Below are 25142 nucleotides of genomic sequence, written 5' to 3' on the forward strand. Positions count from 1 at the left end.
TTTTTAGTAAATGGTAAAATATTCAGCTATTGGTCCTAATGCTAAAACAGGGAAAAAGGCTAACGCGGCAATGATTACTATCACTGTTAAAGTTACTACTCCAAAAGTGGCCGTATCTGTTTTCAAGGTTCCGTCTCCTTCAGGAATAAATTTCTTTGCCGCTAGTAATCCCGCAATGGCAACAGGTCCTATGATTGGGAGGAAACGGGCCAAAATCAGAACGATTCCTGTGGAAATGTTCCACCACACAGTGTTGTCGCCCAACCCTTCAAAGCCACTACCGTTGTTGGCGGATGCAGAAGTAAACTCATACAGCATTTCACTTAAACCATGAAATCCAGGATTGTTTAAAGTTGCCGCTCCATATTCAGGCATTGCAGCAGTTAAAGCTGTTCCCACTAAAATTAAAAAGGGGTGTAATAAAGCGATAATCATTGCTATTTTCATTTCCCGAGCTTCAACTTTTTTACCAAAGAATTCGGGCGTTCTTCCTACCATCAGTCCGCTTATAAAAACTGCTAGAATAATGAAGATGAAGAAGTTTAAAATACCAACGCCTACACCACCATAAAAACTATTAATCATCATCGCTAGAAGTTCGTTCATGCCTGAAAGCGGCATTGAACTGTCGTGCATGGAATTTACAGAACCAGTTGAAATCACAGTGGTTGCGATACTCCAATACCCTGTTGCTGCAGCACCAATTCTGGTTTCCTTTCCTTCCATTGCACCAAGCGAAGTATCAATTCCCATTTTCTCAATCATAGGGTTTCCGTTCATTTCCCCGATGACATTTGGAATTGCTAAAGCCAAGAAACCAAGGGTCATCACACCAAAAATCATCCAAGAGAATTTTCTTCGTTTTATAAAAAATCCAAAAGCAAAAATCATTGCAAAAGGAATAATCATTTGAGCCCACATTTCTAACATATTGGAGAAATACGTGGGGTTCTCCAGCGGATGTGCTCCATTTGTTCCAAAGAAGCCTCCCCCGTTTGTACCAATGTGTTTGATGGCTACAAATCCTGCTACAGGTCCGCGAGACACTTCCTGCACGTCGCCTTGCAAAGTAGTAATACTGTCTTTTCCCTCAAAAGTCATAGGAGTTCCTTGAAAAACCAATAGAATGGCCACCACAAAAGCCAGCGGTAACAAAATACGGGTGCAGGACTTCATAAAGTAGGTGTAGAAATTTCCCAATTCAGTAGCGGTTTTATCTCGAAAGGCTCTGAATACTACCACTGCAGCCGCCATTCCCGTTCCTGCACTAACGAATTGCAAAAACATCAGCCAAAATTGTCCTAAATAGCTCATTCCAGATTCGCCCGAATAGTGTTGCAGATTGCAATTCACTACAAACGAAATCACTGTGTTAAAGGCTAAGTCAGCTGACATACTTGGGTTTCTGTCGGGATTTAGCGGTAAGCTACCTTGTGTCATCAGGATAAGCATTCCCAAAGCGAACCATATTAAGTTAATGGTCAATAAGGCTTTCAGGTGTTGTTTCCAATCCATTTCTTCATTTGGATTGACACCGCTCCATTTGAAAAACAGCTTTTCAAGCGGATTGAATAAAAAGTCAAGCCATGTTTTTTCAAGTCCGTAGACCTTGGAAATGTATTTCCCTAATGGAATGGCGAGTGCTAACGTAAGCAAAAACATCGCTACAATTCCCAGTATTTCTGTATTCATTTTTTAATATTAAGGTTAATCATTCTCTCTCTTTTTTAAAATTTTTCAGGTTTTATCAGTACATAACAGATGTAGATGAAGACGCCAATTGCGATAATAAATAGTGCGGTCATAATTTTAGTTTTCTAGTATTGTTTTTAAATAACCTTCACGTGATTCTTTCGAAAAGTAGTCCAAATGTTTTTTCAAGCCAGCCGGTGTTTCCTGTACTATAAGTTCGGAGAAAAATTCATTTTCAATAGCATTTTTGATGTAATGATTACCGCTGGTGTATAGTAAATTGATGACTTTTATGATGTTTTGTGCCAATGCAATATCGGCTTCATTGTCCGAGTTGAGCATTTCGGAACAGCATTGAGCCGTTCGTTTCAAAAGCATGTACTGCAAAATAGATTCGTCGCCTTCTGGTAGCTCGTTAATCCAAGTTTGGGACAGTGGAATCCACTGGCGGATGGTTTCTGAAATTTTTGTTTTCATCGTTTAAATAGTATCAAAATAAGTAATGGAAGCATACAGCAACCAGAAACACACTAAGCCGAGTACGAAAAGCATAATTGTTAACATAACTAATTGATTTTTGGATTTATTAAATACCACTTGCATAAACTTGACTGTGGTGTTCCTTTTTTAGATAAAGCGGCAGAATTTTTAAGTACCGCATTCCCCAACTGTAGTTCATTTCGAGCAAGCTCGTTAAAGGAAGGATAAAACTGTTGGCCACTAAATTTTGGGTAACTGTCGTTCCTTTTTGGAACAACAGATTAACGCGGTCTAATAATTTTACCACTTTTTCATCATCGCCTTCTTGCATCGAACTGTAGGTTTCAATAGCGATTTGTTCTAATTCTGTAGAGGAAATTTCAACTTGATTGTGCATGACATTTTTATTTAATGTTTGTGCAACGCCTTAAACCAACGGCGTGCCAAGACCTTATAAAAAATATAATCTACTAATAATTAGCTGTTTATAATTTTATGAAAAGTAGTTGCCCATAAAAAAGCCTATCATTATGATAGGCTCATTATCGTATTGATAAGAAACTTGGATTTTTTTAGTTGGTTGGATGCGGGGTTTTACACAGCTTGCACGAATTAGTAGGCATTTAATTATGTGTGGTGCAAAATAAAGTGTGCCTATTGTTCGAAGTAGTTCGTGGTTTTAATCACGATAAGATATTGGTATTTATCCAACGGTTGAAACTGTTGGCCGCGTTGAGTATTAAACGTGTTTTTCGATAAAAGATTAGATGTTGGAAAAATCTCTGCAAATCAGTGAAATCAGTATAAAAAATAGAACTACAATTTATACTCCTCTATTTTTCGATATAAAGTAGCGATACCAATCTCCAACAACCTAGCGGCTTCGGCTTTGTTGCCCTTAGTGTGATTGAGTACTTTTTGAATGTGCAATTTTTCGATACTCATCATCGAGAAAGCCGACATGGTTTTCACACCTTCCGCGCTGTAGTTTTGCAGTTCTATAGGCAAGGTTTCGATATCGAGTATATAGCCGTCGCATAAAATGATGCTTCGCTCTATGATGTTTTTAAGTTCTCTGATATTGCCTTTCCAACTGTTTTCTTCTAAAGCTTTCAGATATTTCGGAGACAAAACCAACTCCTTTTTATTGGATTTAGCGGCAAAATATTCCACAAAACTTTTGGCCAATAGTGGAATGTCTTTTTTCCGATCTTGCAAAGAAGGGAGTTCAATCGCAAAGACAGATAAGCGGTAATAGAGATCACTTCTAAACTGGTGCTGTTCAATTTGCTCTTGCAAGTTTTTGTTGGTTGCTGCAATGATCCGAACATTGACTTTGGTCGGAGTGGTTTCGCCTACTTTGAGGAACTCACCCGTTTCCAACACCCTTAATAATTTGGCTTGCAATTCGATTGCCATTTCGCCCAATTCATCTAGAAAAATGGTGCCGTTGTGGGCTTCTTCAAATAAACCTTTGGTATCCTTCATTGCACCTGTAAACGAGCCTGCCTTGTGTCCAAACAATTCACTTTCTAAAATTTCTTTGCTGAAAGCGGAACAGTTTACAGCGACAAAATTCCTGTTGTGTCGCGAACTGGCTTGGTGAATGGCTTGTGCAAAGACTTCTTTTCCTGTTCCTGTATCGCCTAAAATCAATACGGTTGTATCGGTTTTGGCAACTTTTTGTGCCAAATCAATAGCGGCTTTTATTTCTTTAGAAGTACCAATAATATTGGCGAACGAATACTTTTTCCCTACTTGCTGTTCCAAATTTTGCACACGTTTGGACAATGCTACTTTATCACAGGCTTTATACAATAACGGAAGTATTTTATTGTTGTCGTCGCCTTTGGTAATATAATCAAATGCTCCATTTTTTATCGCTTGAACACCGTCGGGAATATTGCCATAAGCGGTGAGTAAAATCACTTCGATTAATGGATTTTTCTCTTTGATGGTTTTCAAGAAATCCACACCGTTGCCGTCAGGAAGCTTGACATCACAAAGGACAACGTCAAATTCTGCCGTATCCAGTTTTTTAGCAGCCGACTTTAAATCGCCTACTTGAATGACTTCAAAGCCCTCTAGCGTTATGATTCGTGCTAGTAAATTGCGTAGCTTTTCTTCGTCGTCGATTAGGAGTATTTTATTCACTTATTGGTGGTCTTTAGTTTTGCAAAGCTAGAATTAAAAGAAATAACAATGGTAAAAATAATTTGAATAACTTTTTTAGGAAATAAAAAATGTAAAGTAAATAGGCGTATTTGCTCTGTTTCATGCCCCGCTTTTTCAGTTTCCACTTGTTTGAATATTGTCGTTGCTCTTCACAGTGTTTTTTCCAGTACTTTTCAGGTAGTTTATTCAAAAAAGTGGCTTCTTATCAAGGAATTAGCTGTCTATTACCTTGAGTAAACTGCCAATGTATTCTTCATTAGCTACGTCTTTCATACTCTCTACTTCTAATTTATCTACAGCATGAGTTTTCTTATTTTTTTATCTTAAATAACCCTCGAAGGGTTTCGAACCCTTCGAGGGTTAAAATGCTGTTTGAGGCTATCTGCTACTTCTCTTTTTTGATTTACTGAAAAGATTCCATTTTTAAAGATTTTGTATTGATTAACCGTGAAGGTTTATGTGTTGCAATGGCGAATAGTGTCCCTAATAAATAGCTGTATTTAATTGAACCAACGTTCAAAAATGTACTCAGTAACCTTACATTTTGGAAAGAGAATCAATGTACTTTAAATTAATCATAAATCGATAGTAGTCGTGTTTACCTGCCATTTTCCTAGATGCAGACCACCTAAGAGTCAAAGAGTATTGCCCCACTTTATAATGCTGCGAAAGTTGGCCTAACATTTTTCAACCTTTCGTCCCAGCGTCAGATCACATAATTTTGGGTACCGCAGAAAAAATTTTTTCCTTTTACGGTTTTCCACATTTGACTTTAGGTTTTATTCGATACTTTAGCGTTTATATTTTTTTTAATCAATACGATACGAGCGTAATGGCAGTCAAACCAAAAAAAAATTAGAACAGCAACTCTGGAACATCGCCAATACTCTTCGAGTGGACCGGATTATTGGAAAGATGAAGGAATTTGTGGAGGTGTTTGTTAAGAGGATGATGGCGTAGGTGAAAAATGTAAAAAAATATACAGATAGAACATAAAAAATAAATTGGTATGATTGAAATAGAATGTTTAATAAAAAATATTATTACAACTGTAGATAACGAATATTATGAAGTAGTAGAGCTAAAAACAAAAGAAGAACATAGAATTCCTGTTAATCAACTAAGTACATTACAAGATATTAATCACGAGAGAACTTATTTTTTTCTTAAAGAATATAACAAAGTCTTAAATAAAACTTTTTTAAACTATATAAACCCTAATTTCAAAATCGGTACTGAATCTTTTTTTGAAATTGAAGAAATCAATGAAATAGCAGGAAAAAAATATTTTAGTTTAAAAAGTGACTTCATAAAAAAACTTACAGTAAAAGCCCATTTTTGGCAATATGATTTTAAGAAAATTAAATGTAAAGTAATTGGGTATAAAAGAGGTATTCCTGTTTTAAGTAATATTGATACAACTAATGCCAAATGGACTATTGGTGACAGTAAATATTTCAAGATAAAGGGTTTTAGTAAAAAAAATTATAGAAATGGTGATGAATTTGATACTGTGGTGGTGTATACAGAAAATGAAAAATTTGTTGAAGTAAGGTCAAATCAATGGCAAAGGGATTCAGTTTGGACATTTCAGGATTTACATTGTGAAATTATTGGGCTTGATGTTGATTGTTACCCAAAACTCAAAGTAATTGACAACAGGCACCCTTTTTTCAATATTGGAGAAAAGTATAAGTTCACTATCAATAATTTTTGCAATAAATTAACCAAGAATAATAAAAATATCTTGATAATAAACTTAACTGATGAAAATGGCTATTATCATGAAGTAATGGGTATGCTAAATCAAGATAAAAGTTTAAAAATTGGTGATAGCATAGAATGTGAAGTAATTAATATAGATTATAAACTGTTTTTGAAACAGGTTGAAATGCGAGATCCATTTTTTTACACTTTTGAAAGTATTGCTACATGTGATAAATATTATAAAAAATACTTTGAAATTTTTTTGAATGAAGATGATTATTATAATTCTCAACTCCAGAATCAGTATAGTCTTAAAAGCGGCTTTTGGGTAATGACTTACTGTAATTATATATTACCAAAATTAAAATATAATTTATCACAAAGAAAAAATTTTAATGAACTACTTGAAGTAATAGAATTACACAATAAAATCGAGGAATGGATATTAAATAAAGGTCTATTAAAATCAATAACCGATGAAACTGAAAGAAAAAAAACAAAAATAAAAATTATTGAAATAATTGGAGATAATAAACTTGAAATCTTAGTTGTAAATGAAATAATAAATTACAATGGTATTAATGGAATATATAATATCGGTGAAAATAATAAATTTAAATATATATTTAATCATTTAATACATAACAAATTCGATTTATTCGATGATTTAACTTTGATTAAATTTCTAAGTGAATTCAAAGGAAATGATATAGTTGATAGAAATGAAATTTATTTAATAAGAAAAATTTTAGCAGTCTCTCAAAAGAATAAAAAATTATTAATCGGTTCAATAACACAAGATTATTTTATTTTGTCTTCCAATAATGATTTATTTGAAAATAAAAATTTAGAAAAATTCTTAAACTGGGTATTTATTGAATTGACACTATATAAATTAATAAATTTAGAAGAGGAGGCCAATATATTATTAGCCCAGTTCTACAGATTTTACTTTTATTTGGAAAATGATGTTTCATTAAAGAAAAAATTGTTACTTAATTCTTTTTATGTTATTTCAAATTCAAATAATCCTTTAAAAACTTCTATATGTTTTGTTGAAAATAAGTTAATTATTAATTATGACTCTTTAATTGACAATCCAAATATTGGTAACGATATAAAATTAGAAAGTCCCTATTTATTGTCAAAAATAATTCAAAAACATAAACAAGGATGTAATTTATTAATAGAAAATACTAATGGTTTTTTACCTTATCTAAATATTACTGATCCAAACTTGAAAAACTACAATTTAAAAATTATCGACTGGAGTATTAATGTCGAGATAACTTTATACTGCAATGAGTTTAGGTATTTTATTTCTAAACAATTAGCTTTTAGTAATGAAAATTATTTATCTAATAATAATATTAACGTTCTGATTCCTAAAATTAATTCAATTATTTACGTGACCGTTAAAGATACACAACCATTTGGAGTCTTTGTTGAAACTGATTATGGAGATGGCTTAATACATTTAAACAACGTATCAACAACCTTTTTTGAACGAGGTTTATTTCCAATAATTTTTAAAAAAGGAAGGAAAATCCCAGCTGTATTTTTAAAATATGAAAAAGATAAAATAGAACTGAGTTTAAAAGACTTAATAGGGACTGAATATGAAGAAGAATATTGGGATATTTTAGAAAATTTTAAATATGTACCAGATGAAGACATTTTAAGGACTGAACTCAATGATATTAATTTTAAAGTTGAAGAAGAAAAAGGATATATTTTTGAACAATATGCTACATTGCAAAATAATTTACAAGATAAGATTAAGTACATAAAATTTGCTAAGGCATTTTTTTCAAACACTAAAAGTGCTAGATCATATTTATTGAATATTTATATAGATTATTTCTTGGCACTTATCCGATTGGATAAATTAATATCAGATTATTCTTTTGATAATTATGAAGCCTTTAGGAAAGACATATTACTAGTAAAAGAGAAAATTGACGAGAAAACTTTAGAAACTTTTCCGGAATCAAAAAATTTAGTGTTTTTTTCAGATATATTGAATTTGTTTAATAGTCAAAAAGAAGAAGATCTGGAGAGTCTCTTTAATTTAACTAAAAACCCCTTCGGTGAAAATAATAAACTATTAAAAACTGTTGCAAAGAATGCATTGGCTAATAATTTAATTATTTCTGATGTTGTGAGTTCAGAGTTAGATGATTTTACATTAAAAAACCTGAAGAGAATTCGTGAATTTATCACTCAAGGAGTTTTATCAGTTCAAGAAACTATTGAAGATAAACTCAAAAATGAACAAGATAAAAGAAGGGTTTATATTAAAAGCTTGATTAATGAGGATGAGGGGCCTAAATTAGAATTTAAAGCTACTTTTTTTACTCCCATCCCTAATGAGGAAAAAATAAAAATTATAAAAAATATAGAAAAGAAAATTTCAAAATGTAAGAATAAGGAAGAGTCAAATTTTTTAAAATTGAAAGTTGAAGAAATCCATGACCAAACAAAAAATGTTCCAAATATTCAAAACATAATAATCCATAGTGCTTTAAAAACAATTTGTGCATTTGCCAATACTACTGGAGGATATTTACTTTTAGGGGTTAGTGATGATAAAAAAATATTTGGACTTGAAAAAGATTATAGTAATTTAAAAAAATCAAAAGGAATTGGTAAAGAAAGAGATGATTTTGCTGAATTCTTTGATCAAAAAGTAAAAGAATACTTTGGAAACAGTTTTTCTCCAACAATATTAGAAAAAGAATTTTTAAAGTTTCCCGAGGGTGATATTTTAATTATTAATGTGAAGCCAAGTATTGATGAAATCCATATTTTAAAAAATGAAAAAGGTCAATCTGAAGAAACTATCTATGTTCGACACACAAGGTCATCTGAAAAATTGAAAGGTATAGAATTATCTAAATTTATTAAAAATAAATTTAGAGATAGTATAAACATCACACTTTAAAAGGTTTCTCTAATAATTCTTTATTTTATGAATAAGTACTCAACTTTTTCAAGTATTAATAAAAGATATTTTTTTTAAACAAAAAATGTAGTGAAAAACAAAACATTTACGGCATAAAATAAAAAAGTATGCTAATTAATCTAAAAGGTGGCCTTAATTTTATTGGAATAAGGAAGAATTTATTTTATAAATAACCGAAGCAAGCCAATTGCACTGAAATGTTACATGCAAAGTGGCGATGTTAGGCTTCTAATTAATATAAGAATTACTTGAACATAAAGAAAATTCTAGCTACTCTCTTATAAAAGTATGTAATTAAAAAAAAATATCTTTAAAAAAAGCCCTGTCTTTCGACAGGGCTTTTTTTCTTTCTATTCTGAAAAATATCTTACTTTTTATTTATCAACTGCTCTAACCGTACCATCATCTCATCTTTCTCTTTAAGCATACGCTCGTACAATCCAATTTTTTCTTCATGTAATTGAACTAACTTTTCTATAGGATGAAAAGTAGGATTGTGATTAACCCCATTTAAAATTGAACCATTGTCAAAAGTATTAGAAATAATATTTATCGCTTGTTGCTCATCAAAATTCTCAAACGCTTCCACCGGAATTTTCAAAACACCCGAAATCTGACCCAGTAGCGTTGTTTCAATGGATTCTTTTTGTTCCAAAAGCGATACCTTTTTTTGGTTCCACTCCTCCCCTAACGCGTAGGCTAAGGCTTCTTGTTTGATACCCAACATTTCGCGAAAGCGTTTCACATTGCGTCCTTGGTGTATTTTCTGTTCCATGGTGTTTTGATTAAAAATGGCGTTTCAAATATAGCTTTTTTCTATGAATCATTGTGGCATAAAGTTAATCTTTTATTCGGTAAAATAGTTGTGTGTATGACTTTTTTATCCAGTTTTGGGATCGTTTATCCTTCCTAACTTACGCCATTTTTCTTGACATTCAATGATGAAAAGTTAATAGATTGGGTGGTAATAGATTATTAAACATACGAGAGCAACAGCGGTTCTACATTTCAATTATACCTTTTTTGTTGCAAAAGTATAGCCCTTAAATTGTTAACATCCATTAAACAATTTCAGTACCTGCTGCGTCTCCACTCAAAAAAGGAGTGCCTTATATTGAAGTCCTATGAATTTACTGCTTTAAATGTTATATTTACATTCATTACAAACTCCTTGCATCAGAAGTTTGTTTTCATAAAAAAAAGTATACTTTTCCAGTGTTGATAGGGTTTCATAGTAGTAATACTCTTTCCTCGAGTACTAATAATTCAGTAGTACTTGTTTTTTTACTGCAACCTCTTGTGTTTTTCTACTCTTATCATTAAATAAAGTATATTAACCCAAAATTATTTTTATTATGAAAAAAGTTTTACTTGCACTAGTAGTAGCTACCGGTTTATTACACACTTCCTGTAGTTCAGATTTAGTTTCAGACACAACAACACACTGTCCCGTTGATGTATATGTTGCCGGTCAAAAAGACAACCAAGCCTGCTATTGGAAAAACAACCAGCCCGTTTTATTAGAATCGGGAGGAATTGAAGGCCCCATTGCTACGAAGATTATTGTGGCTAACAGTGATGTTCATGTTTTAGGAATTGGCGTGGGAACCTCGCCTTTAGGAACACTACCTATGTATTGGAAAAACGGTGCTTTGACAAGCCTTAAAACAACTTTAAGCACCCAAGACGAAGAAGTAATCAGCATCACAGACATGGAACTAGTAGGTACTGATGTTTATTTTGTGGGGTACACCAAGAAAACGTTCATCGCCTTTGAAGATTACAGCCTGGCTTATTGGAAAAATGGCATCAAGACTTTGGTGCACCATTATGGAGGTTATGCTCAAAACGAAGCCCGAATTAAGGTAGCCAATAACAGCGTGTTCATAACCGGAACGAACAACGGAAACTTTAATATAAGCGGACAAATAGATGGCTACTACACCAACGGCGTTTTTACCAACATCTCCGATTCTATTCTAAATGGACTTGCGGTAAATAATAATGAAGTATACACCTTTGGAACTTTAGACGGCTTATCCTATTACAAAAACATTACGACAAATGCGGAAACTACACTTACTTTAGGATCCAACGGAATTACAAAGCTACTTTTTGACGGCGGTAACATGTATTATACAGATAGTGGCAGTATTTACAAAAACGGAGTGTTGCTTGATGCGGAAACAACCAATTCTGGCGGCATAAAAGACTTTGAAATACTAGACGATAACATCTACAAAATCAGGCAAGAGGGTGTTTTTAGTTCTATTAGTTTTCTTACCATCAACGGAGTGGACACCATGCAACTTCCCAACTCTGATGGCTCTTTCCAATCGATTTATGTAGTTCAAAACTAAACCATGCACCACTTTAACTGGAATGAAATTTATACCAACACTTCCCCAAAACTCTTGGGGATTTGTCGCAGGTACATCAAAGATATTGCTACTGCTGAAGACATCATTCAAGATTCTTTTATCGTGGCTATCCAAAAAGAGGACACCCTCAAAGATAAAAAGGCATTAAACGGATGGTTGAGCCGAATTGTCATCAATATGGCACTCCATCATTTGAAAGATGTAAAAAAAATAAACTTCTCAACTGATCAAGCTTATGAAATTGTTGATTCCACTACCGTTATGAATACATTAGAACTAGACAACAGAAGCATTCTTCTTTCTTCGGATCTTGAACGAAGCGATATTCTTGAGGCTATTGATCAACTGCCCGAGCATCACAAGTCGGTTTTCAATATGTATGTGATTGATCAGTTTTCTCACAATGAAATCAGCCAGGCCTTGCAGATTTCGGTTGGTACTTCAAAATCCCATTTGTCAAGAGCCCGAAAGGCGCTTCAGGTATTTCTATTGGAAAAAATCAAAGGAAAACCAGTGGATGAGAACAAGAAACGAAGCATTGCTTTCTTGCTTTTTCTTGGTTTTGGCAATCAACTGTTTGCTCATTTTTGCAGAAATCAGTTCATTGGTTTTGAAATACAACCTCAAAGGGAATTAGCATTTGCATCTAAATACGACAAAGTCCCTCCTACTTTTGTTGGATTATCTAACGTTGCTGTTACTTCAAAAGTTGCCGCTCTTGGTCTTCCACTTTTAATTGTAGCGGGAAGTCTGTTTTACGTTTACTTTTACAACTCCACTCCCCCTCATGTGACGAAAGAAGCTACTGTAATCAAGGAAGTGAATGAAGTGCAAAGCAATCAAGAGGTAGTGATTGGTACAGATGATTCTGTTAAGAAAGAAAAAAATGGAGTAGAATTCAATCAGAAAGAAATCATTCCTGAACTTTCAAATGGCGTTGTTTCTCCTGCAAAAAATCGACAAAGAAAAGTAAAAACTGTTTCTAAAACAGTAGCAGACACTTTAAAAACGGAACCTAAAAAGGTAATTGTCATTAAAAAACAAATCATAAAAAAAGACACTGTCTATGTTACCAAATAAAATATTCCTTCTTTTTTTACTCTTTAGTACTTGTCTTTTTTCACAAGAAGTAAAGACAGATACCATTTATGTGTATGAAGAAGTGATTGTTCATGATACTGTTTATATTGAAAAGCCGATTATTAAGATTGACAAAGCGGTGTTTATTTCGGAAAATAAAAAAAAGCACCAACTTAAACTCTCTCAAAATGGCGTTACTATTAATGTTCCAATTGACACACTTGTACTGATTACCAACAAGAAAATAGTAGGAATTGAAAAAAGAAAGAGTTGGTTTTTTGGAGGAAAAGTACATTTAGGTGTAGCTGATAATAGTTTATTTAAAGAAATGAACGCTCCTGTAACCACAGGTTTAGGTCTTGGCGTTTGGACTCAAAAAAAACTTTTTAATTCTAATTTTTCTATCGGAATAGGTTTGGATGTATTTTATTGGATGAGTACTTTTTCTGTAGATGCGAAAGAAACTGACGGAAAATTAAATGGTTATTATTTTACTGCTGATCATGAACCCAAACTTTTTAAAGGGATGGATAGCAAGCATTTTCAGTTGCAGGTTCCTGTTCAATTGTATTATACCATCAACAGATTGACTCCATCAATAGGTTGGTTTGTCAGTACTAGTAGTTATAAAACACAATTTTTAGGCTCGTCGAGTACCTTGCCTTTGAAATTTGATGAAACACAAACCTTTAGAGCAGAAGCTTTGCAAATAGGGTATCTGATGGAGTTGCAATATGCGCTTTCGGAACATGTTTCTGTAGGTGTGCAATTTAGTTTTGGACAAACGCACCACTTGGTTTTTACCAATACGGATGCTAACGAGGAATCTTTTAAAAGTGAACATGCTTTTTCAGAGCGAAGAGGATTGCTGCAACTGGTTTATAAATTATGATTGCATGCAGGCTAAATGCCTGTAAAGGGGTAACATCATCAAATGTTTTGTAGACTTTAGTACGCAATCCTACTTCATAATTTGACTTTCCTGTGGTACGTACATAAAATTCGTTTCCTAGGTTGACTAATATATACTTCAAGGCCCAATGAGACTCCGACATGTAGCGTTTTTTACGAGTTAAAATGCTGTTCTAGGCTATCTGCTACTACTCTTTTGATTTACTGAAAAAATGCCATTTTAAAAGATTTTTAATTGATTAACCGTGAAAGTTTATGTGTTGCAACCGCCGTAGTTTAATCTTTAAAAAAAGTGCTGTACAAGATATTTATTGGTCGTTGGTCTGTACAATTTTTAATCCAAGGGCTTTATTTTTACCCCTTTAGAAAAATAGGATTCGTACGGGAACAAAAAATACAGTAAGGAAGAAAAGGAAAGCAATTCCGATTGTTAAGTACACTTTTCGCTCTGCTACCGCCTACTCTTGAAATTTGGAACAAAACATTTCCAAATTGAAACGATAGGGCGTTCGAAGAAATCTACGGTTAAAACTAGAGCAAATAATATATATAGTTGTTTTAAGCGGGAATTATCACTTACTTTATTGGTAAGTAATGTAGGATAGAGGGACAAAAGGATTTTATATTATATAACTTATCCTTTATTTATCAACTGCTCTAACCGCATCATCATCTCATCCTTTTCTTTCAACATACGCTCGTACAATGCAATTTTCTCATCATGTAATTGAGTTAATCTATCAATAGGATTAATTGTTGGATAAAAACTAAATAACGAATTACTTGTAGCATTATCATGATTACTAACTGTATTAGAAATAATGTTTATCGCTTGTTGCTCATCAAAATTCTCAAACGCTTCCACCGGAATTTTCAAAACACCAGAAATCTGACCCAGTAGCGTTGTTTCAATGGATTCTTTTTGTTCCAAAAGCGATACCTTTTTTTGGTTCCACTCCTCCCCTAACGCGTAGGCTAAGGCTTCTTGTTTGATGCCCAACATTTCGCGAAAGCGTTTCACATTACGTCCTTGGTGTATTTTCTGTTCCATGGCATTTTGGTTTTATATGGTGTCCCAAATATAGCTATTTTTTAGAAATGATTGCAATATAACGTTGGTCTTTTTAATAGGTAAAATAGTTCTGTGTTTGACTTTTTTATCCCGTTTTGTAATCGTTTATCCGCTGGAGTTTAATGAAAATTTCGGTAAAAAAAGTAAACGAAGTTTTCAGAAACAACAATTCTATCGTTTCAAAGAAAAGTGAGAACTGAACTGCTTCTTTATACCCAAGTTGATGTATTGCAGGGTAAACCAATAATCCGTGGCCGGCATAAGTAGGCCGTTGTAGGTGCCGTCCCAGACTTCGGCATTTTTAAGATTCAAACGCTTCAGCAGTTTGCCATACCGGTCGAAGATGTCTACCTTGGCATCATGCTGATAAAACAAGGCCGTGATGCTCCAAGTATCGTTATAACTGTCATTGTTTGGGGTAAAAAAGCGCGGATAGCCGATAACCAAGACATCGTTTTTAGTAACCGGTCTTGAACAGCCATCTGCATCCATTAGGGTAATAGAATAGATACCTGACGGAACACTGATAAAAACAGGACTGCTTTGCGGCGTTCCACCATTAAGTTGGTACAAATAATTGCCAGTGCCAACAGGCAAGATGGTAACTGTTTGCTGATTAGAAAAATTATTATCTACCACCCAATCAAAGGAGAGAACAGTTGGTAGTGTTATTGTAACCGTAATTGTTTGTACCGATGCACATGCAGTAGAAGCAGGCGTAAAGGTATAGCTGCCACTTGCAGCAGTGCTCACCACGTTTGGCGACCACGAACCTGGTATTCCGTTTGGCGAAATAGTTGGTAATATTGGTGCCACAGCCCCCTCGCAAACTTTTAAATCATTAAAATCAGGAGCTAATGTCCCCGCATAAACCGATACCAGAATGGGAATCCTGACGCTTTCGCAAAAACCAACCGACTGACTTACATAATATATAAAATTGCCTAGGATAGTTGTGTCCAGCACAGGAGCAATGCTCGATGCAGTACCGCCAGTGGCATTTTGTCCGTACCAATTTAATGTTGCACCCGGCATAGCTGTAGCAATTAAGGGAGTTGGCAAAGCATTTTGGCAAAAACTAACTGTTGCAAACAAGGGTACTGGTGGCTGAGTAACTAACGGCAAACTCAAATCGGCCATATAAGATGAGCTCAAACAACTTGTTAAGATATTTTTTACCGTTACAGGATAAACAGCAGGGGGCAGATTTAGAAAATCCAGACTAGCCTGGTAGTTGCTTCCGTCAATACTGTATTCATAGTCAGAATTTAGCGGTCCCGAAATATGGATGCTTCCCGATGCATTTGTACAAGTAGGCAAAACGGTAGTAACAGTTGCAACAGCGGGAATGTCTAGAGGCAGTACCGTAATACTATAATTCTGAGTGCATCCCGTAAGCAGGTTGGTAGCAGTAGCTGTGTAAGTGCCACTAGAAGACGTTGTGGCAGGATTGGCACTGTTGGGAGCTAATGTCGGACCATTCCAAACCAGCGTAGTGTTTGCTGTAATGCTACTCGCCATCAGGACAACCCCGCAGTCTACAATCGTTTGTATAGCTGTAACATCAGGTTGTTGCAATCCAGAAGGACTGAAAGACAATGTTGGTCCGGTACCAAAACAGCCCGTGAGATTATTTTTCAGTATAAGGGTATAAGTATTTAAAGCAAGATTATCAAAAATCGGACTCGCTTGAAAAGTAGTTCCGTCGAGGCTGTATTCAAATGTTGTTCCCAGGGGTGCACTTACAGTAATGATTCCTGTGGGAAGCGTACATGTTGGCTGTTGGGTGATGCTGGCAGTTGGAATCTCACAAGGCGTAAAGGAATTTTGCATGAGACTTGCAGGTCCGAAACATCCTGCATCAATCGGGACTACAGTAATGGTTACCGCATCGCCCGGATCCAGGCCATTTACGGTAAAATCGGTGGCGGTAATCGTACCACCGCTGATTGGAGTTCCGTTGTTAATGGTGTAACTTACACTATAACCTGTAACCGATGGCAGTGCCTCCCAATCGAATGCCACCGTCGAAGAAACTGTTGAAGATGCCGTTAATGCTACCGTAGTTGGTTGCGCTACTGTAACGGTTACTTCATTGCTTAGGCAAGCATCAGCAGTTTGAAATGTAATATCATCAAGTGCAAATTCATTTCCGTCAAAATAAATATTCGCATTGTGGATTCTGATAAGGGCAATATTGTATAGCCATCCCGAAAAATAGTTTACCGAATACTGTACCCAGTTGCCACAAGCGTTGGTGGCAGGAGCCATGAAGGGATAGACATTATAGATTGATCCGTTAATGCTTACATGTAAATTAGCAGGAAGTACGCTAGACAGTGATTGAACCCAGAAGCTAAAAGTGTAATCTGTAGTGAGGTCTACAGTCACAGCTTGCTCCCAAATGACGTGACCGCCCCCCCAATTAAAATTGTCCATACCGTTTACAACGAGCATGTTTCCAGATCCGGTAGTATGGTCGCCACAGTTGAGATAACTTCCCCATTCGGTTGAATCGCTGACCACACCATAGGCGTCAGGTGCATTTTCAAAATTGGTAGCATAATATGTATGTTGCGAATAAAAGCCCACATTTCCCATCGAAAAATCGGGATTATAAATCAAATTGCCCGAAGGCACATTATCCAATGACACAGCTTTGTAGGTGGTGGTAACCACAGGACTCACCGTGGGCGAAGGGTTGTTTAAATCTATAAAAGCACTGTCATAAGGTTCTGAACTCCAATAATAAGTAGAGTTGCTACCGCCCACTTGGAGTGTGGTGCTTTCGCCTGCACAGATTGCAACATCAGGATTCATGGTAAGGGGCGGAGTGCTTGTTGGTATTATAATCGGCTGATTAATAGCCGTTCCGTCGCCATCAGTAACCGTTAAGGAATAATTACCAGGCTCTAAATTATTAAACGACCCCGTCGTATTTGTATAAGAAGAGCCAACTAATGAATAGGAAATACTGCTCGAATTGCCACCTGTTGTATATACAAAAATGGAATTTCCTGAGAAGCAAGTTGATTTGGATATGGAGTAAGTCATTGAAAAGGGAAGCATTTCGCGAAATAACGAAAATTCATCCAACGCAAAATCATTGCCAACTGCATTAGTATTATAGTTCCAAAGATTCAAATCAACACACGACCCAGTGGCTTCAAAGCTATACGACACTTTCAGCCATCCATCAGCTGGCAGGGGAGCTACCGTACTGCCAATTAACAAGGTAATATTCGTAGCATTCGAAAAATCTATTCTTATATCTGCCTGTGTGGAAGCTCCCGTCACCAAGGCAGTCGTGGATCGTATATAATACGTAAAAGTATACGTTATTCCTGGAGTAAGCCCACAAAAACCGCTACCACCATAGCCACCCTTATAAAAATATTGATGAGGCACAGTACTTCCATCAACCAGCAGTGTGGCGCCACCGCCTTCCGTCATATCATCTATCGGGATAAAAGCAGTATTGAAAACATCGGGTAAATGATACACCGTGCTTTGTCCAGGAACTGTGCTTCCGGTGTAAGGAGCATTTAGATAGACATAGTCCGTAGTGGTAACATTATGGTTAATAGTCAAAATTGGATCTGCCACCATATTTCCATGATTGATGATGTTCTGTTGGGCATAAATGCCAGAACTAAACAAAAAGCCAAACCAGAAAAGCCATGAGGCAACTTTACGGAATACAACAGTTAATAATCTCAAAATAATACAGTTAGTGTTGTGAATTTATATTATAAATTAAGAAAAAACGTTCTTATTGGAGCGAAAATACAAATTTTAACGGATATAAATTTAAAAAAAATAATACTGCTCCTATAAAAATTTTTAAATCATCACCGTTCCCTTGTTTTTTCTCTAAATTGACTATTGCACAGCACATAATCCCTAACTAAACATGAATAGTATAAAATATGTAACAGTGTTTCTTTTCCTAAACTTCTGTAAGCCTGAAATATGAGGCAAAAGGAACCGCCACCAGGACAGTGATACCTTCAAGGTTTTTGCCGATGGGAATAAAACTACCATAAGGCGCCCCTACATTAAGTGCCCTAAAAAGTAACAAGCCTTGGGCGACAATGCTATTTTCAGCAGTAAAAGGAAGCATTTTAACTTCTATAAATCACTCTTGGTGACGTAAAGAAAGAATGTTAGATTCTAGGTTAGTTGAAAGCTTCTCGATACTATTTTTAGCAACAAAAACTAACGTTTCCGCTTCTAAAAATCACTCGAAGTGACGGAAAGCGAGAAGACTCGGTTATAGATGGTCGATACATTATTAAGGACCGTCAGTTCGAGTGATTTTAATGCAACGCAGTGGAATTAAAATTGTATCGAGAACCCTCGTGTAAAGCTTCTCGATACTATTTTTAGCAACAAAAACTAACGTTTTCGTTTCTAAAAATCACTCGAAGTGACGGAAAGTAAGATTATTCGATATTATACAAACAATACTAAAAATTATTCAGCGTCATTTTGAGTGATTTTAAATAATGCAATAGAACAAAATTGTAACGAGAAATCCGTCAGTCCGAGTGATTTTAATGCAACGTAGTGGAATTAAAATTGTATCAAGAACCCTCGTGTAAAGCTTCTCGATACTATTTTCAGCAACAAAAACTAACGTTTTCGTTTCTAAAAATCACTCGAAGTGACGGTAAGTAAGATCATTAGATACTATACAAACAATATGAAATTACACAGCGTCAGTTCGAATGATTTTGTGCAATGAAATGGAATTAAAAAGGTATCGAGAACCCAACCACCCGTCAATTAGAGCGATTTTGTGAAATGCAATAGAACAAAATTGTATCGAGAAACCCGTCATTTCGAGTGATTTTATAAATTAAAAACACCCGTTTTTTGTTTTTAAAAATAGTATCGAGAAGGAATCATTAAAAACAGTTTATTTAAATAATTATTGAATAAAAATGCGTCACTAGTAACGCAATTATGATTGCAAACCCAAAACTGAGCAATGTCCCAACCAACACATACTCTGTCAAATTTCTATCGTTCCCTTTATTTAAATCTCCGAAACGAAAAACAGATTTCGCTGCCAATAAAAAGCCAATCCCTTCCCAATAATGCATCAGGATAAAACCAAAAATAAACAATCGTTCAATAATACCAATGTATTTCCCAGCACTATTCAAACTACTATCTTTCAATTTCCAATTCGATAATAACACTTTAATAGTTACTGCGGTAACTTCTGTCAGCAGCACAAGGGCTAAAACTACAAGTCCAATTTTTAATTTATCTCCCTCTTGCAGGACGATTTCAAATGGATAATACCAATACACTATTCCCATCAGCACAAATAAATGTAGGGCTTGATCTAACAGAAATAAAAATATTTTATTCTTCTTATTTTGAATATAATTTTTTACAAAATCAATAGCTGCATGTGAAAAACCAACCATCAGGTATACGGGCCAATACAGCCATTGTAATTCAAATAAAACGAGCAGCAACCCCACATGTACCAAAATGTGGTAGCCTAAATATTTAGGTTTGGACTTTTCTTTTACCCATTTTGTCGGTTGTAAAACAAAATCACCTAAAAAATGAGCTAAAAGAAGTTTCATCACAAATATCAGCATAGTTCTTTAATTTTAGTTTCGAAATAGATTAACAATTGATTAATCTCATCATAACCCGCTCTTTTAAGTGCCTCGCTAATGTTTCCTTGCGATTTCATTTTTAGCTTTTCTGCAATCTCCAGTTGATTGATGTCTGGATTTAGCAATTTCATAACCATAATTTGTGCCGACTTCTCTGTCCATCGGTCCATGGTTAGTGTTGCTAAATCAAGCGCCATATTCAAAGTAAAATCTAAATCTTGCCAAGGTGTTTTTATCGCTAATGTTTGTTTTTTTAAATTTTCAAATGTGGTTCCAGAGTTAACAAATGCCGAACCGTTAGACTCCGTTATCTTTTCTGCTTGATAATCAACTACTCCAATGCCAATCGCTATACGAACATCCACATTTTTGATTTGCTTCATACCTGCTTTTAAAACAAATGCTACAAAAAAAGCTTGTGAGGGTGGTACACTTATTTGAAAACTATCTCCTCTAAAAACTTCCCAGTCGTAAGGACTTTTCCCATAATTTCCAAGTAGATCTTTGAGTGCGTACAACCACAACTCAGGTGCTGTTCCTCTTGATTTTATGATGTCTCCAGTTAGTACTGCTTTCATAGTGCGTTATTTAGTTATATCAAAGATATCTGTTTAAAAACAGATAAACAAATATATCTGCTCTAAAACAGATATCGATAATAATCTGCTCTAAAGCAGATATCAGGAGGATATTAACAAGTTTGCGGTTTTAATGGAACAATTTTAAATTGTTATAAGTTGTTTTCTGATGGCAAAGACTTTCGTAGTTCTATAGGGTTTCCCGTAATTGAAGTATTTAGAACACATTGTTACAGCTAATAGAAAGGCATGATAACTTGATCTATAGTCAACCCCCCCCATCCTTTTCAAATACCCATTTATATTTTCCTATTTTTGTGCTTCTTACTTAAATACAACCTATGAAATGTCTTTACGCTATTCTTTTTGCACTGCTTAGTTGGAGCACCTTACAAGCTCAGATTGTCACTATACCGGATGCCAACTTCAAAAATGCGTTGTTAAATACCAATTGTGTAGATACTGATGGCTCTCAAGGATTTGATTCGGATGCCGATTTAAATAACGATGGCGAAATTCAGTTGTCAGAAGCACAGGCCATCCTAAGTCTGAATATTTCCAACCAAAATATAGTTTCACTAGACGGAATCAGCGCTTTTTCAAATTTGCAAAAACTCTATTTTAATGACAACCTGATTGCAAATGCCCTTTCCCTGTCAAATTTAGTAAACCTAATTGAAGTAGAAGGTACGGCAAACCTACTTACAAGTTTAGAGGTAAGTAACCTTCCCAACCTCGTTTATCTATCTGTTGGGGGTAATGATTTGGCAACTATCACTTTATCTGGTTCCACAAATCTGGAAGTTTTTAAAGCCGATAACAACAACTTAACGGCGTTAAATTTTCAAGGCTTTCCCAATCTGATAACAGTGACTTGCGGAGACAACCAGCTTCAATCGCTTGGTTTGGATGGTTTAACTAATTTATTATACTTAATTTGCTACGATAACAACCTTACCGCTTTAGATGTAAGTGATTCTCCCTCGCTAATTGATTTAAATTGCTCCAACAACCTTATTGAAAATCTAAATATTACAAACCTCAACAGCTTAACCGCTATGGACGTCAGCAACAATGCCCTTTCTCAACTAGATTTGGGTTTGAATACGCAAATTGACGCGTTACGTTGCCAAAACAATCAAATACAAAGTTTAGACGTCAGCAATCTAGCGGTTTTAATCGTTCTAGAATGCCAAAATAATGCATTAACCAATCTAACGCTAGGCAGTTTACCCGCTCTGGAAACCCTAAACTGTAGCTTCAATCAATTAGTGGCATTAGAATGTGCAGGTGCACCCAATTTAACCGAAGTCAAATGCAGTGCCAATGCAATTAGTAGTTTGGATTTTAGCACGTTAAGAAGCTTAACAACACTTTATTGTGCCGCGAACCAGTTGGAGTTCTTAATTTTAAAAAATGGAATTGTAGAAAATACCATCGATTTTAGTGATAATCCAAATATCGTGTATGTCTGTTCCGATGCAGCACAATTTGCAACTATTCAAGCTTTATTGAACACTTACAATTATTCAAGCTGCGTGTTGAACGACTATTGCTCCTTTGTGCCAGGAGGCGAATATTATTCCCTTTCAGGTGAAACCAGATTTGATTTGGATGCCAATGGTTGCAGCAACTTAGACGGCTTGTATCCTTTTATTAAAATAAAGCTAACTACAACTACGGGGTTTTCGACCTTTATTTCAAACGCGGATGGTTTCTATTCGATTCCGTTGCAAACAGGAAATTATACCATTACCCCTGTTCTTGAGAATTTAGATTATTTCACAATCACACCGGCTACTTCGACGCAAACTATTACAAATGCCAACGTAAATCAAGATTTTTGCATTGTGGCTGAAGGAGAAAAAAGAGATTTAGAAATTGTTTTGGTTCCTTTGTCGCAAGCGCGTCCCGGATTTGATGTCCATTATAAATTAGTGTACAAGAACAAAGGAAATCTTCCTCTAACAGGCAGCATTAGCCTAAATTTTCAAGGGAATCTAATGGATTTGGTAGTCGCTAACCCTGCCGTTGATACAGAAAGCGCCACGGTCTTGACGTGGAATTATACCAACTTACTGCCGTTTCAGACAAGGGAAATTGACTTTATCATGAACCTAAACACGCCTACAAATCCTACATTTCCCTTAAACGGAGGTGCTGTTTTGAATTTTTCAACACTGATAAGTCCCGTAAACACTGATTATACGCCTGCTGATAATGCTTTTACATTAAATCAAACGGTGGTCAATTCATTAGACCCAAATGACAAACAATGTTTAGAAGGAGCCACCATTGAAGCGGCTATGGTAGGAAAATACGTGCATTATTTGGTGCGTTTTGAAAATACAGGAACCGCCAACGCAATAAATGTGGTTCTTAAAGACGAAATTGACACCGCAAAGTTCGATATCTCAACATTAATTCCCTTAAGTGCTAGCCATAGTTTTACAACCAGAATTGAAAACACCAATGAAGTACTGTTTATTTTTGAAAACATTGACCTTCCCTTTGACGATGCCACTAATGACGGTTATGTTTTATTTAAAATAAAAACGCTACCCACTTTGGCTATAGGAAACACGTTCAGTAACGACGTTGCCATCTATTTCGATTATAACTTCCCCATCCTTACCAATGACTTTGTAACTACAGTTATTGCCAACAACCTTTCTAATACTGATTTTGAAAATAGTGCAATCCTAAAATTATATCCAAATCCAGTGAGCGATGAATTAAAAATCACTTCTTCGGCAAACATTGAAGCAGCAGCTATCTATGATGTCAATGGTCGCTTGTTGCAAAAAATCGCTTTTACCAGCACTGCAACCGAGCGAAGTATCGACTTCAAGCAGTTCGCTAAAGGGGTATATTTTTTACAAATTCAGTCGGAAAATAAGGTAGTAACCCGAAAATTGATTAAAGAATAAACGAATGTAAAGTGACTAATTTTACTAACTAACCTCATTCCATTTCCCCTAAATAAAGAGACCAAACCTCTTTCGTTTTAGAGCCAAATTGCTTTTGAACAGGTTTGAAGATAACTTTAGTAAATACTTCAACGGTATGCAGCACCTCATCTTTACGAACTTCTAAGGAATAGTTCGTTGTCCAATAGTCTTGCACAGCAGTGGAACTTTCAATAGCAGTCAAATTAAACCTGTAGTTTTTATTGGCTATTTTGGCAAGAAGTTGGTCTATTTTAACGGGTTTTTTTTCCTTAGTGGTAACGTCAACTACATCTAAGTTTTTGCTTTCAAACAAATGATTTAGGGCTGTTCTGACTTGGGTTTTTAAGGAATCTGATGCTTTAGAACTGGAATAGACTTCCAGATAATGGTAGTAATCTTTAATCTTATACACCGCACTTTCTTGATAGGCAATTATTGATGGCGAACTAAAATTAGCCGCAACCGTCTTTTTAGTCACGGAAGTAGTGTTACTTTGGCTGTACAAAACCGAAGTAAGGAGTAAGAATACTAGGATAAATCGCGTCTGCATCTTATTGTTGTATAATTCTTATGAAAATAATTTGTTGGTTATCGCCGTTCTCAATCTCGATAATCTTCATTTTTTGTAAGGCCTGACTTGGAACAATCAACTTTTCTGAAAACTCTTGCTTGTTAAAATATTCAGCTCCTAGATTGTTTTTCAGCATGACGATGACTTCTAAATCGGCACTTAAAATCTTATCCAGTTGTCTTTTTCTGGTTTGCCAATCTTTGATATCCGACTTCATAAACGCCTTCAACATCATGGCATAATCATCCGGTTTTAAAACAATCTGCTGATGAGGTGTCTGCTTTTTAACCAGTACGACCTGGTCTTTATAAAACGGACTTTTTATGGCGACCTTAGCGCTGTCTTTTACCTTTACTTGTAATTCAGCATTAATAATTGCTATCGGTGTTTCTAAAGTGTCATTGACAAATACGGCTTTTATATCTTCCGTATTGATGGTGTCATTGGTATAAGAATCTTTCACTATCAACGATTGGATTTCAATGGAATTTAAATTTTGAAAGTATAGAAAGAAAGCACTTATTCCAACAATCAAAAGCAGAAGCACCAACCCTATCACTTTTCCCCGAACATTTTTTTTAACTTCTTGAACAGGCAAAACAAGAGGCTCTTTGTGTTTAAAAACATATTCATCCCAACCTGAAAAACCCACCAATTGCGACAGTATATCCAGCATGTCTTTGCGGGGTAACTTCTCGTTGGTTTCAGGTTTTAAATGAGTATAAATCCACTTTTCGCTAACGGTTTGCTTGACCGTTTGTTCAATGAGCTCAATTAAATTTGAAATATCTTGGGAACCAAACGTTTTCCAAGTACCATTAAAATAAGGATAACGCTCTTTATATACTAACAGCACATCGTTTTTAAGGTTTTGAAATTGTTCCAATAGTTCCATTAATAATTTGAGTCAAATATAAAAATAACCGTTTTTCAAGT

The 25142-nt window shown here is 35.2% G+C and carries 17 protein-coding genes; 5 read left to right on the forward strand and 12 right to left on the reverse strand.

The genetic code is table 11. The features are described 5' to 3' along the window. Positions 1–3: 3 nt before the first annotated feature. The 5 genes from kdpA to ACQ5J2_RS13595 form a co-directional block, all read right to left on the reverse strand. Entirely contained in the window at positions 4–1692 is a 1689-nt protein-coding gene (gene kdpA / locus ACQ5J2_RS13575) for a potassium-transporting ATPase subunit KdpA (protein WP_432670997.1), read from the reverse strand. 35 nt (positions 1693–1727) lie between these two features. Continuing rightward, a complete protein-coding gene (gene kdpF / locus ACQ5J2_RS13580) occupies positions 1728–1805 on the reverse strand; it encodes a K(+)-transporting ATPase subunit F (protein WP_432673318.1) in 78 nt (25 codons plus the stop codon). A gap of 4 nt (positions 1806–1809) precedes the next feature. Continuing rightward, positions 1810–2169 (reverse strand): DUF7674 family protein, encoded by a 360-nt coding sequence (locus tag ACQ5J2_RS13585; protein WP_432670998.1) that lies wholly within the window; start codon positions 2167–2169, stop codon positions 1810–1812. Between the two features lie 109 nt (positions 2170–2278). Beyond that, positions 2279–2569, reverse strand: coding sequence for a DUF7674 family protein (locus tag ACQ5J2_RS13590; protein WP_432670999.1), 291 nt, complete (start codon positions 2567–2569; stop codon positions 2279–2281). 419 nt (positions 2570–2988) lie between these two features. Beyond that, on the reverse strand, positions 2989–4326 hold the full coding sequence (locus ACQ5J2_RS13595; protein WP_432671000.1) for a sigma-54-dependent transcriptional regulator: 1338 nt from the start codon (positions 4324–4326) through the stop codon (positions 2989–2991). A gap of 1030 nt (positions 4327–5356) precedes the next feature. Here ACQ5J2_RS13595 and ACQ5J2_RS13600 point away from each other — a divergent pair. Further along, positions 5357–8998: an RNA-binding domain-containing protein gene (locus tag ACQ5J2_RS13600; protein WP_432671001.1), complete on the forward strand. Its 3642-nt coding sequence runs from the start codon at positions 5357–5359 to the stop codon at positions 8996–8998. 388 nt (positions 8999–9386) lie between these two features. On the opposite strand, the gene ACQ5J2_RS13605 is transcribed toward ACQ5J2_RS13600, so the two are convergent. Then, positions 9387–9794, reverse strand: a complete 408-nt coding sequence (locus ACQ5J2_RS13605; protein WP_432671002.1) for an XRE family transcriptional regulator — start codon at positions 9792–9794, stop codon at positions 9387–9389. 580 nt (positions 9795–10374) lie between these two features. Here ACQ5J2_RS13605 and ACQ5J2_RS13610 point away from each other — a divergent pair. The 3 genes from ACQ5J2_RS13610 to ACQ5J2_RS13620 are packed head-to-tail and all read left to right on the forward strand — an operon-like array spanning position 10375 to position 13372. Beyond that, a complete protein-coding gene (locus tag ACQ5J2_RS13610; protein WP_432671003.1) occupies positions 10375–11379 on the forward strand; it encodes a hypothetical protein in 1005 nt (334 codons plus the stop codon). A gap of 3 nt (positions 11380–11382) precedes the next feature. Further along, positions 11383–12480: an RNA polymerase sigma factor gene (locus tag ACQ5J2_RS13615; RefSeq protein WP_432671004.1), complete on the forward strand. Its 1098-nt coding sequence runs from the start codon at positions 11383–11385 to the stop codon at positions 12478–12480. Beyond that, entirely contained in the window at positions 12467–13372 is a 906-nt protein-coding gene (locus ACQ5J2_RS13620) for a hypothetical protein (RefSeq protein WP_432671005.1), read from the forward strand. The genes ACQ5J2_RS13615 and ACQ5J2_RS13620 overlap by 14 nt, the downstream gene beginning before the upstream one ends. Before the next feature lie 654 nt (positions 13373–14026). On the opposite strand, the gene ACQ5J2_RS13625 is transcribed toward ACQ5J2_RS13620, so the two are convergent. From ACQ5J2_RS13625 to ACQ5J2_RS13640, 4 genes are all read right to left on the reverse strand, one after another. After that, complete coding sequence (locus tag ACQ5J2_RS13625; protein ID WP_432671006.1) at positions 14027–14443, reverse strand: XRE family transcriptional regulator; 417 nt, start codon at positions 14441–14443, stop codon at positions 14027–14029. Positions 14444–14635: 192 nt separating this feature from the next. After that, the gene (locus ACQ5J2_RS13630) at positions 14636–18184 is read right to left on the reverse strand and encodes a T9SS type B sorting domain-containing protein (RefSeq protein WP_432671007.1); all 3549 of its coding nucleotides are present in this window, start codon (positions 18182–18184) and stop codon (positions 14636–14638) included. A gap of 1205 nt (positions 18185–19389) precedes the next feature. Next, positions 19390–20085: a DUF3307 domain-containing protein gene (locus tag ACQ5J2_RS13635; RefSeq protein ID WP_432671008.1), complete on the reverse strand. Its 696-nt coding sequence runs from the start codon at positions 20083–20085 to the stop codon at positions 19390–19392. Further along, a complete protein-coding gene (locus ACQ5J2_RS13640; protein ID WP_432671009.1) occupies positions 20079–20684 on the reverse strand; it encodes a transcriptional regulator in 606 nt (201 codons plus the stop codon). The genes ACQ5J2_RS13635 and ACQ5J2_RS13640 overlap by 7 nt, the downstream gene beginning before the upstream one ends. A gap of 341 nt (positions 20685–21025) precedes the next feature. On the opposite strand from ACQ5J2_RS13640, the gene ACQ5J2_RS13645 reads away from it, so the two are divergent. Continuing rightward, on the forward strand, positions 21026–23614 hold the full coding sequence (locus tag ACQ5J2_RS13645; protein ID WP_432671010.1) for a DUF7619 domain-containing protein: 2589 nt from the start codon (positions 21026–21028) through the stop codon (positions 23612–23614). A gap of 34 nt (positions 23615–23648) precedes the next feature. Here ACQ5J2_RS13645 and ACQ5J2_RS13650 read toward each other — a convergent pair whose 3' ends face one another. Next, a complete protein-coding gene (locus tag ACQ5J2_RS13650; protein ID WP_432671011.1) occupies positions 23649–24185 on the reverse strand; it encodes a hypothetical protein in 537 nt (178 codons plus the stop codon). A gap of 1 nt (position 24186) precedes the next feature. Beyond that, on the reverse strand, positions 24187–25101 hold the full coding sequence (locus tag ACQ5J2_RS13655; RefSeq protein ID WP_432671012.1) for a hypothetical protein: 915 nt from the start codon (positions 25099–25101) through the stop codon (positions 24187–24189). Between the last annotated feature and the right edge of the window lie 41 nt (positions 25102–25142).

It is taken from the genome of Flavobacterium sp. SM2513, from assembly GCF_050908145.1.
Classification (GTDB): Bacteria; Bacteroidota; Bacteroidia; order Flavobacteriales; family Flavobacteriaceae; genus Flavobacterium.

Excerpts from the sequence above, each read along its gene's own strand:
- kdpA (WP_432670997.1), bottom strand. The coding sequence starts at position 1,692 with ATGAATACAGAAATACTGGGAATTGTAGCGATGTTTTTGCTTACGTTA.
- kdpF (WP_432673318.1), bottom strand. The coding sequence starts at position 1,805 with ATGACCGCACTATTTATTATCGCAATTGGCGTCTTCATCTACATCTGT.
- ACQ5J2_RS13585 (WP_432670998.1), bottom strand. The coding sequence starts at position 2,169 with ATGAAAACAAAAATTTCAGAAACCATCCGCCAGTGGATTCCACTGTCC.
- ACQ5J2_RS13590 (WP_432670999.1), bottom strand. The coding sequence starts at position 2,569 with ATGCACAATCAAGTTGAAATTTCCTCTACAGAATTAGAACAAATCGCT.
- ACQ5J2_RS13600 (WP_432671001.1), top strand. The coding sequence starts at position 5,357 with ATGATTGAAATAGAATGTTTAATAAAAAATATTATTACAACTGTAGAT.
- ACQ5J2_RS13605 (WP_432671002.1), bottom strand. The coding sequence starts at position 9,794 with ATGGAACAGAAAATACACCAAGGACGCAATGTGAAACGCTTTCGCGAA.
- ACQ5J2_RS13610 (WP_432671003.1), top strand. The coding sequence starts at position 10,375 with ATGAAAAAAGTTTTACTTGCACTAGTAGTAGCTACCGGTTTATTACAC.
- ACQ5J2_RS13615 (WP_432671004.1), top strand. The coding sequence starts at position 11,383 with ATGCACCACTTTAACTGGAATGAAATTTATACCAACACTTCCCCAAAA.
- ACQ5J2_RS13620 (WP_432671005.1), top strand. The coding sequence starts at position 12,467 with ATGTTACCAAATAAAATATTCCTTCTTTTTTTACTCTTTAGTACTTGT.
- ACQ5J2_RS13625 (WP_432671006.1), bottom strand. The coding sequence starts at position 14,443 with ATGGAACAGAAAATACACCAAGGACGTAATGTGAAACGCTTTCGCGAA.
- ACQ5J2_RS13635 (WP_432671008.1), bottom strand. The coding sequence starts at position 20,085 with ATGCTGATATTTGTGATGAAACTTCTTTTAGCTCATTTTTTAGGTGAT.
- ACQ5J2_RS13640 (WP_432671009.1), bottom strand. The coding sequence starts at position 20,684 with ATGAAAGCAGTACTAACTGGAGACATCATAAAATCAAGAGGAACAGCA.
- ACQ5J2_RS13645 (WP_432671010.1), top strand. The coding sequence starts at position 21,026 with ATGAAATGTCTTTACGCTATTCTTTTTGCACTGCTTAGTTGGAGCACC.
- ACQ5J2_RS13650 (WP_432671011.1), bottom strand. The coding sequence starts at position 24,185 with ATGCAGACGCGATTTATCCTAGTATTCTTACTCCTTACTTCGGTTTTG.
- ACQ5J2_RS13655 (WP_432671012.1), bottom strand. The coding sequence starts at position 25,101 with ATGGAACTATTGGAACAATTTCAAAACCTTAAAAACGATGTGCTGTTA.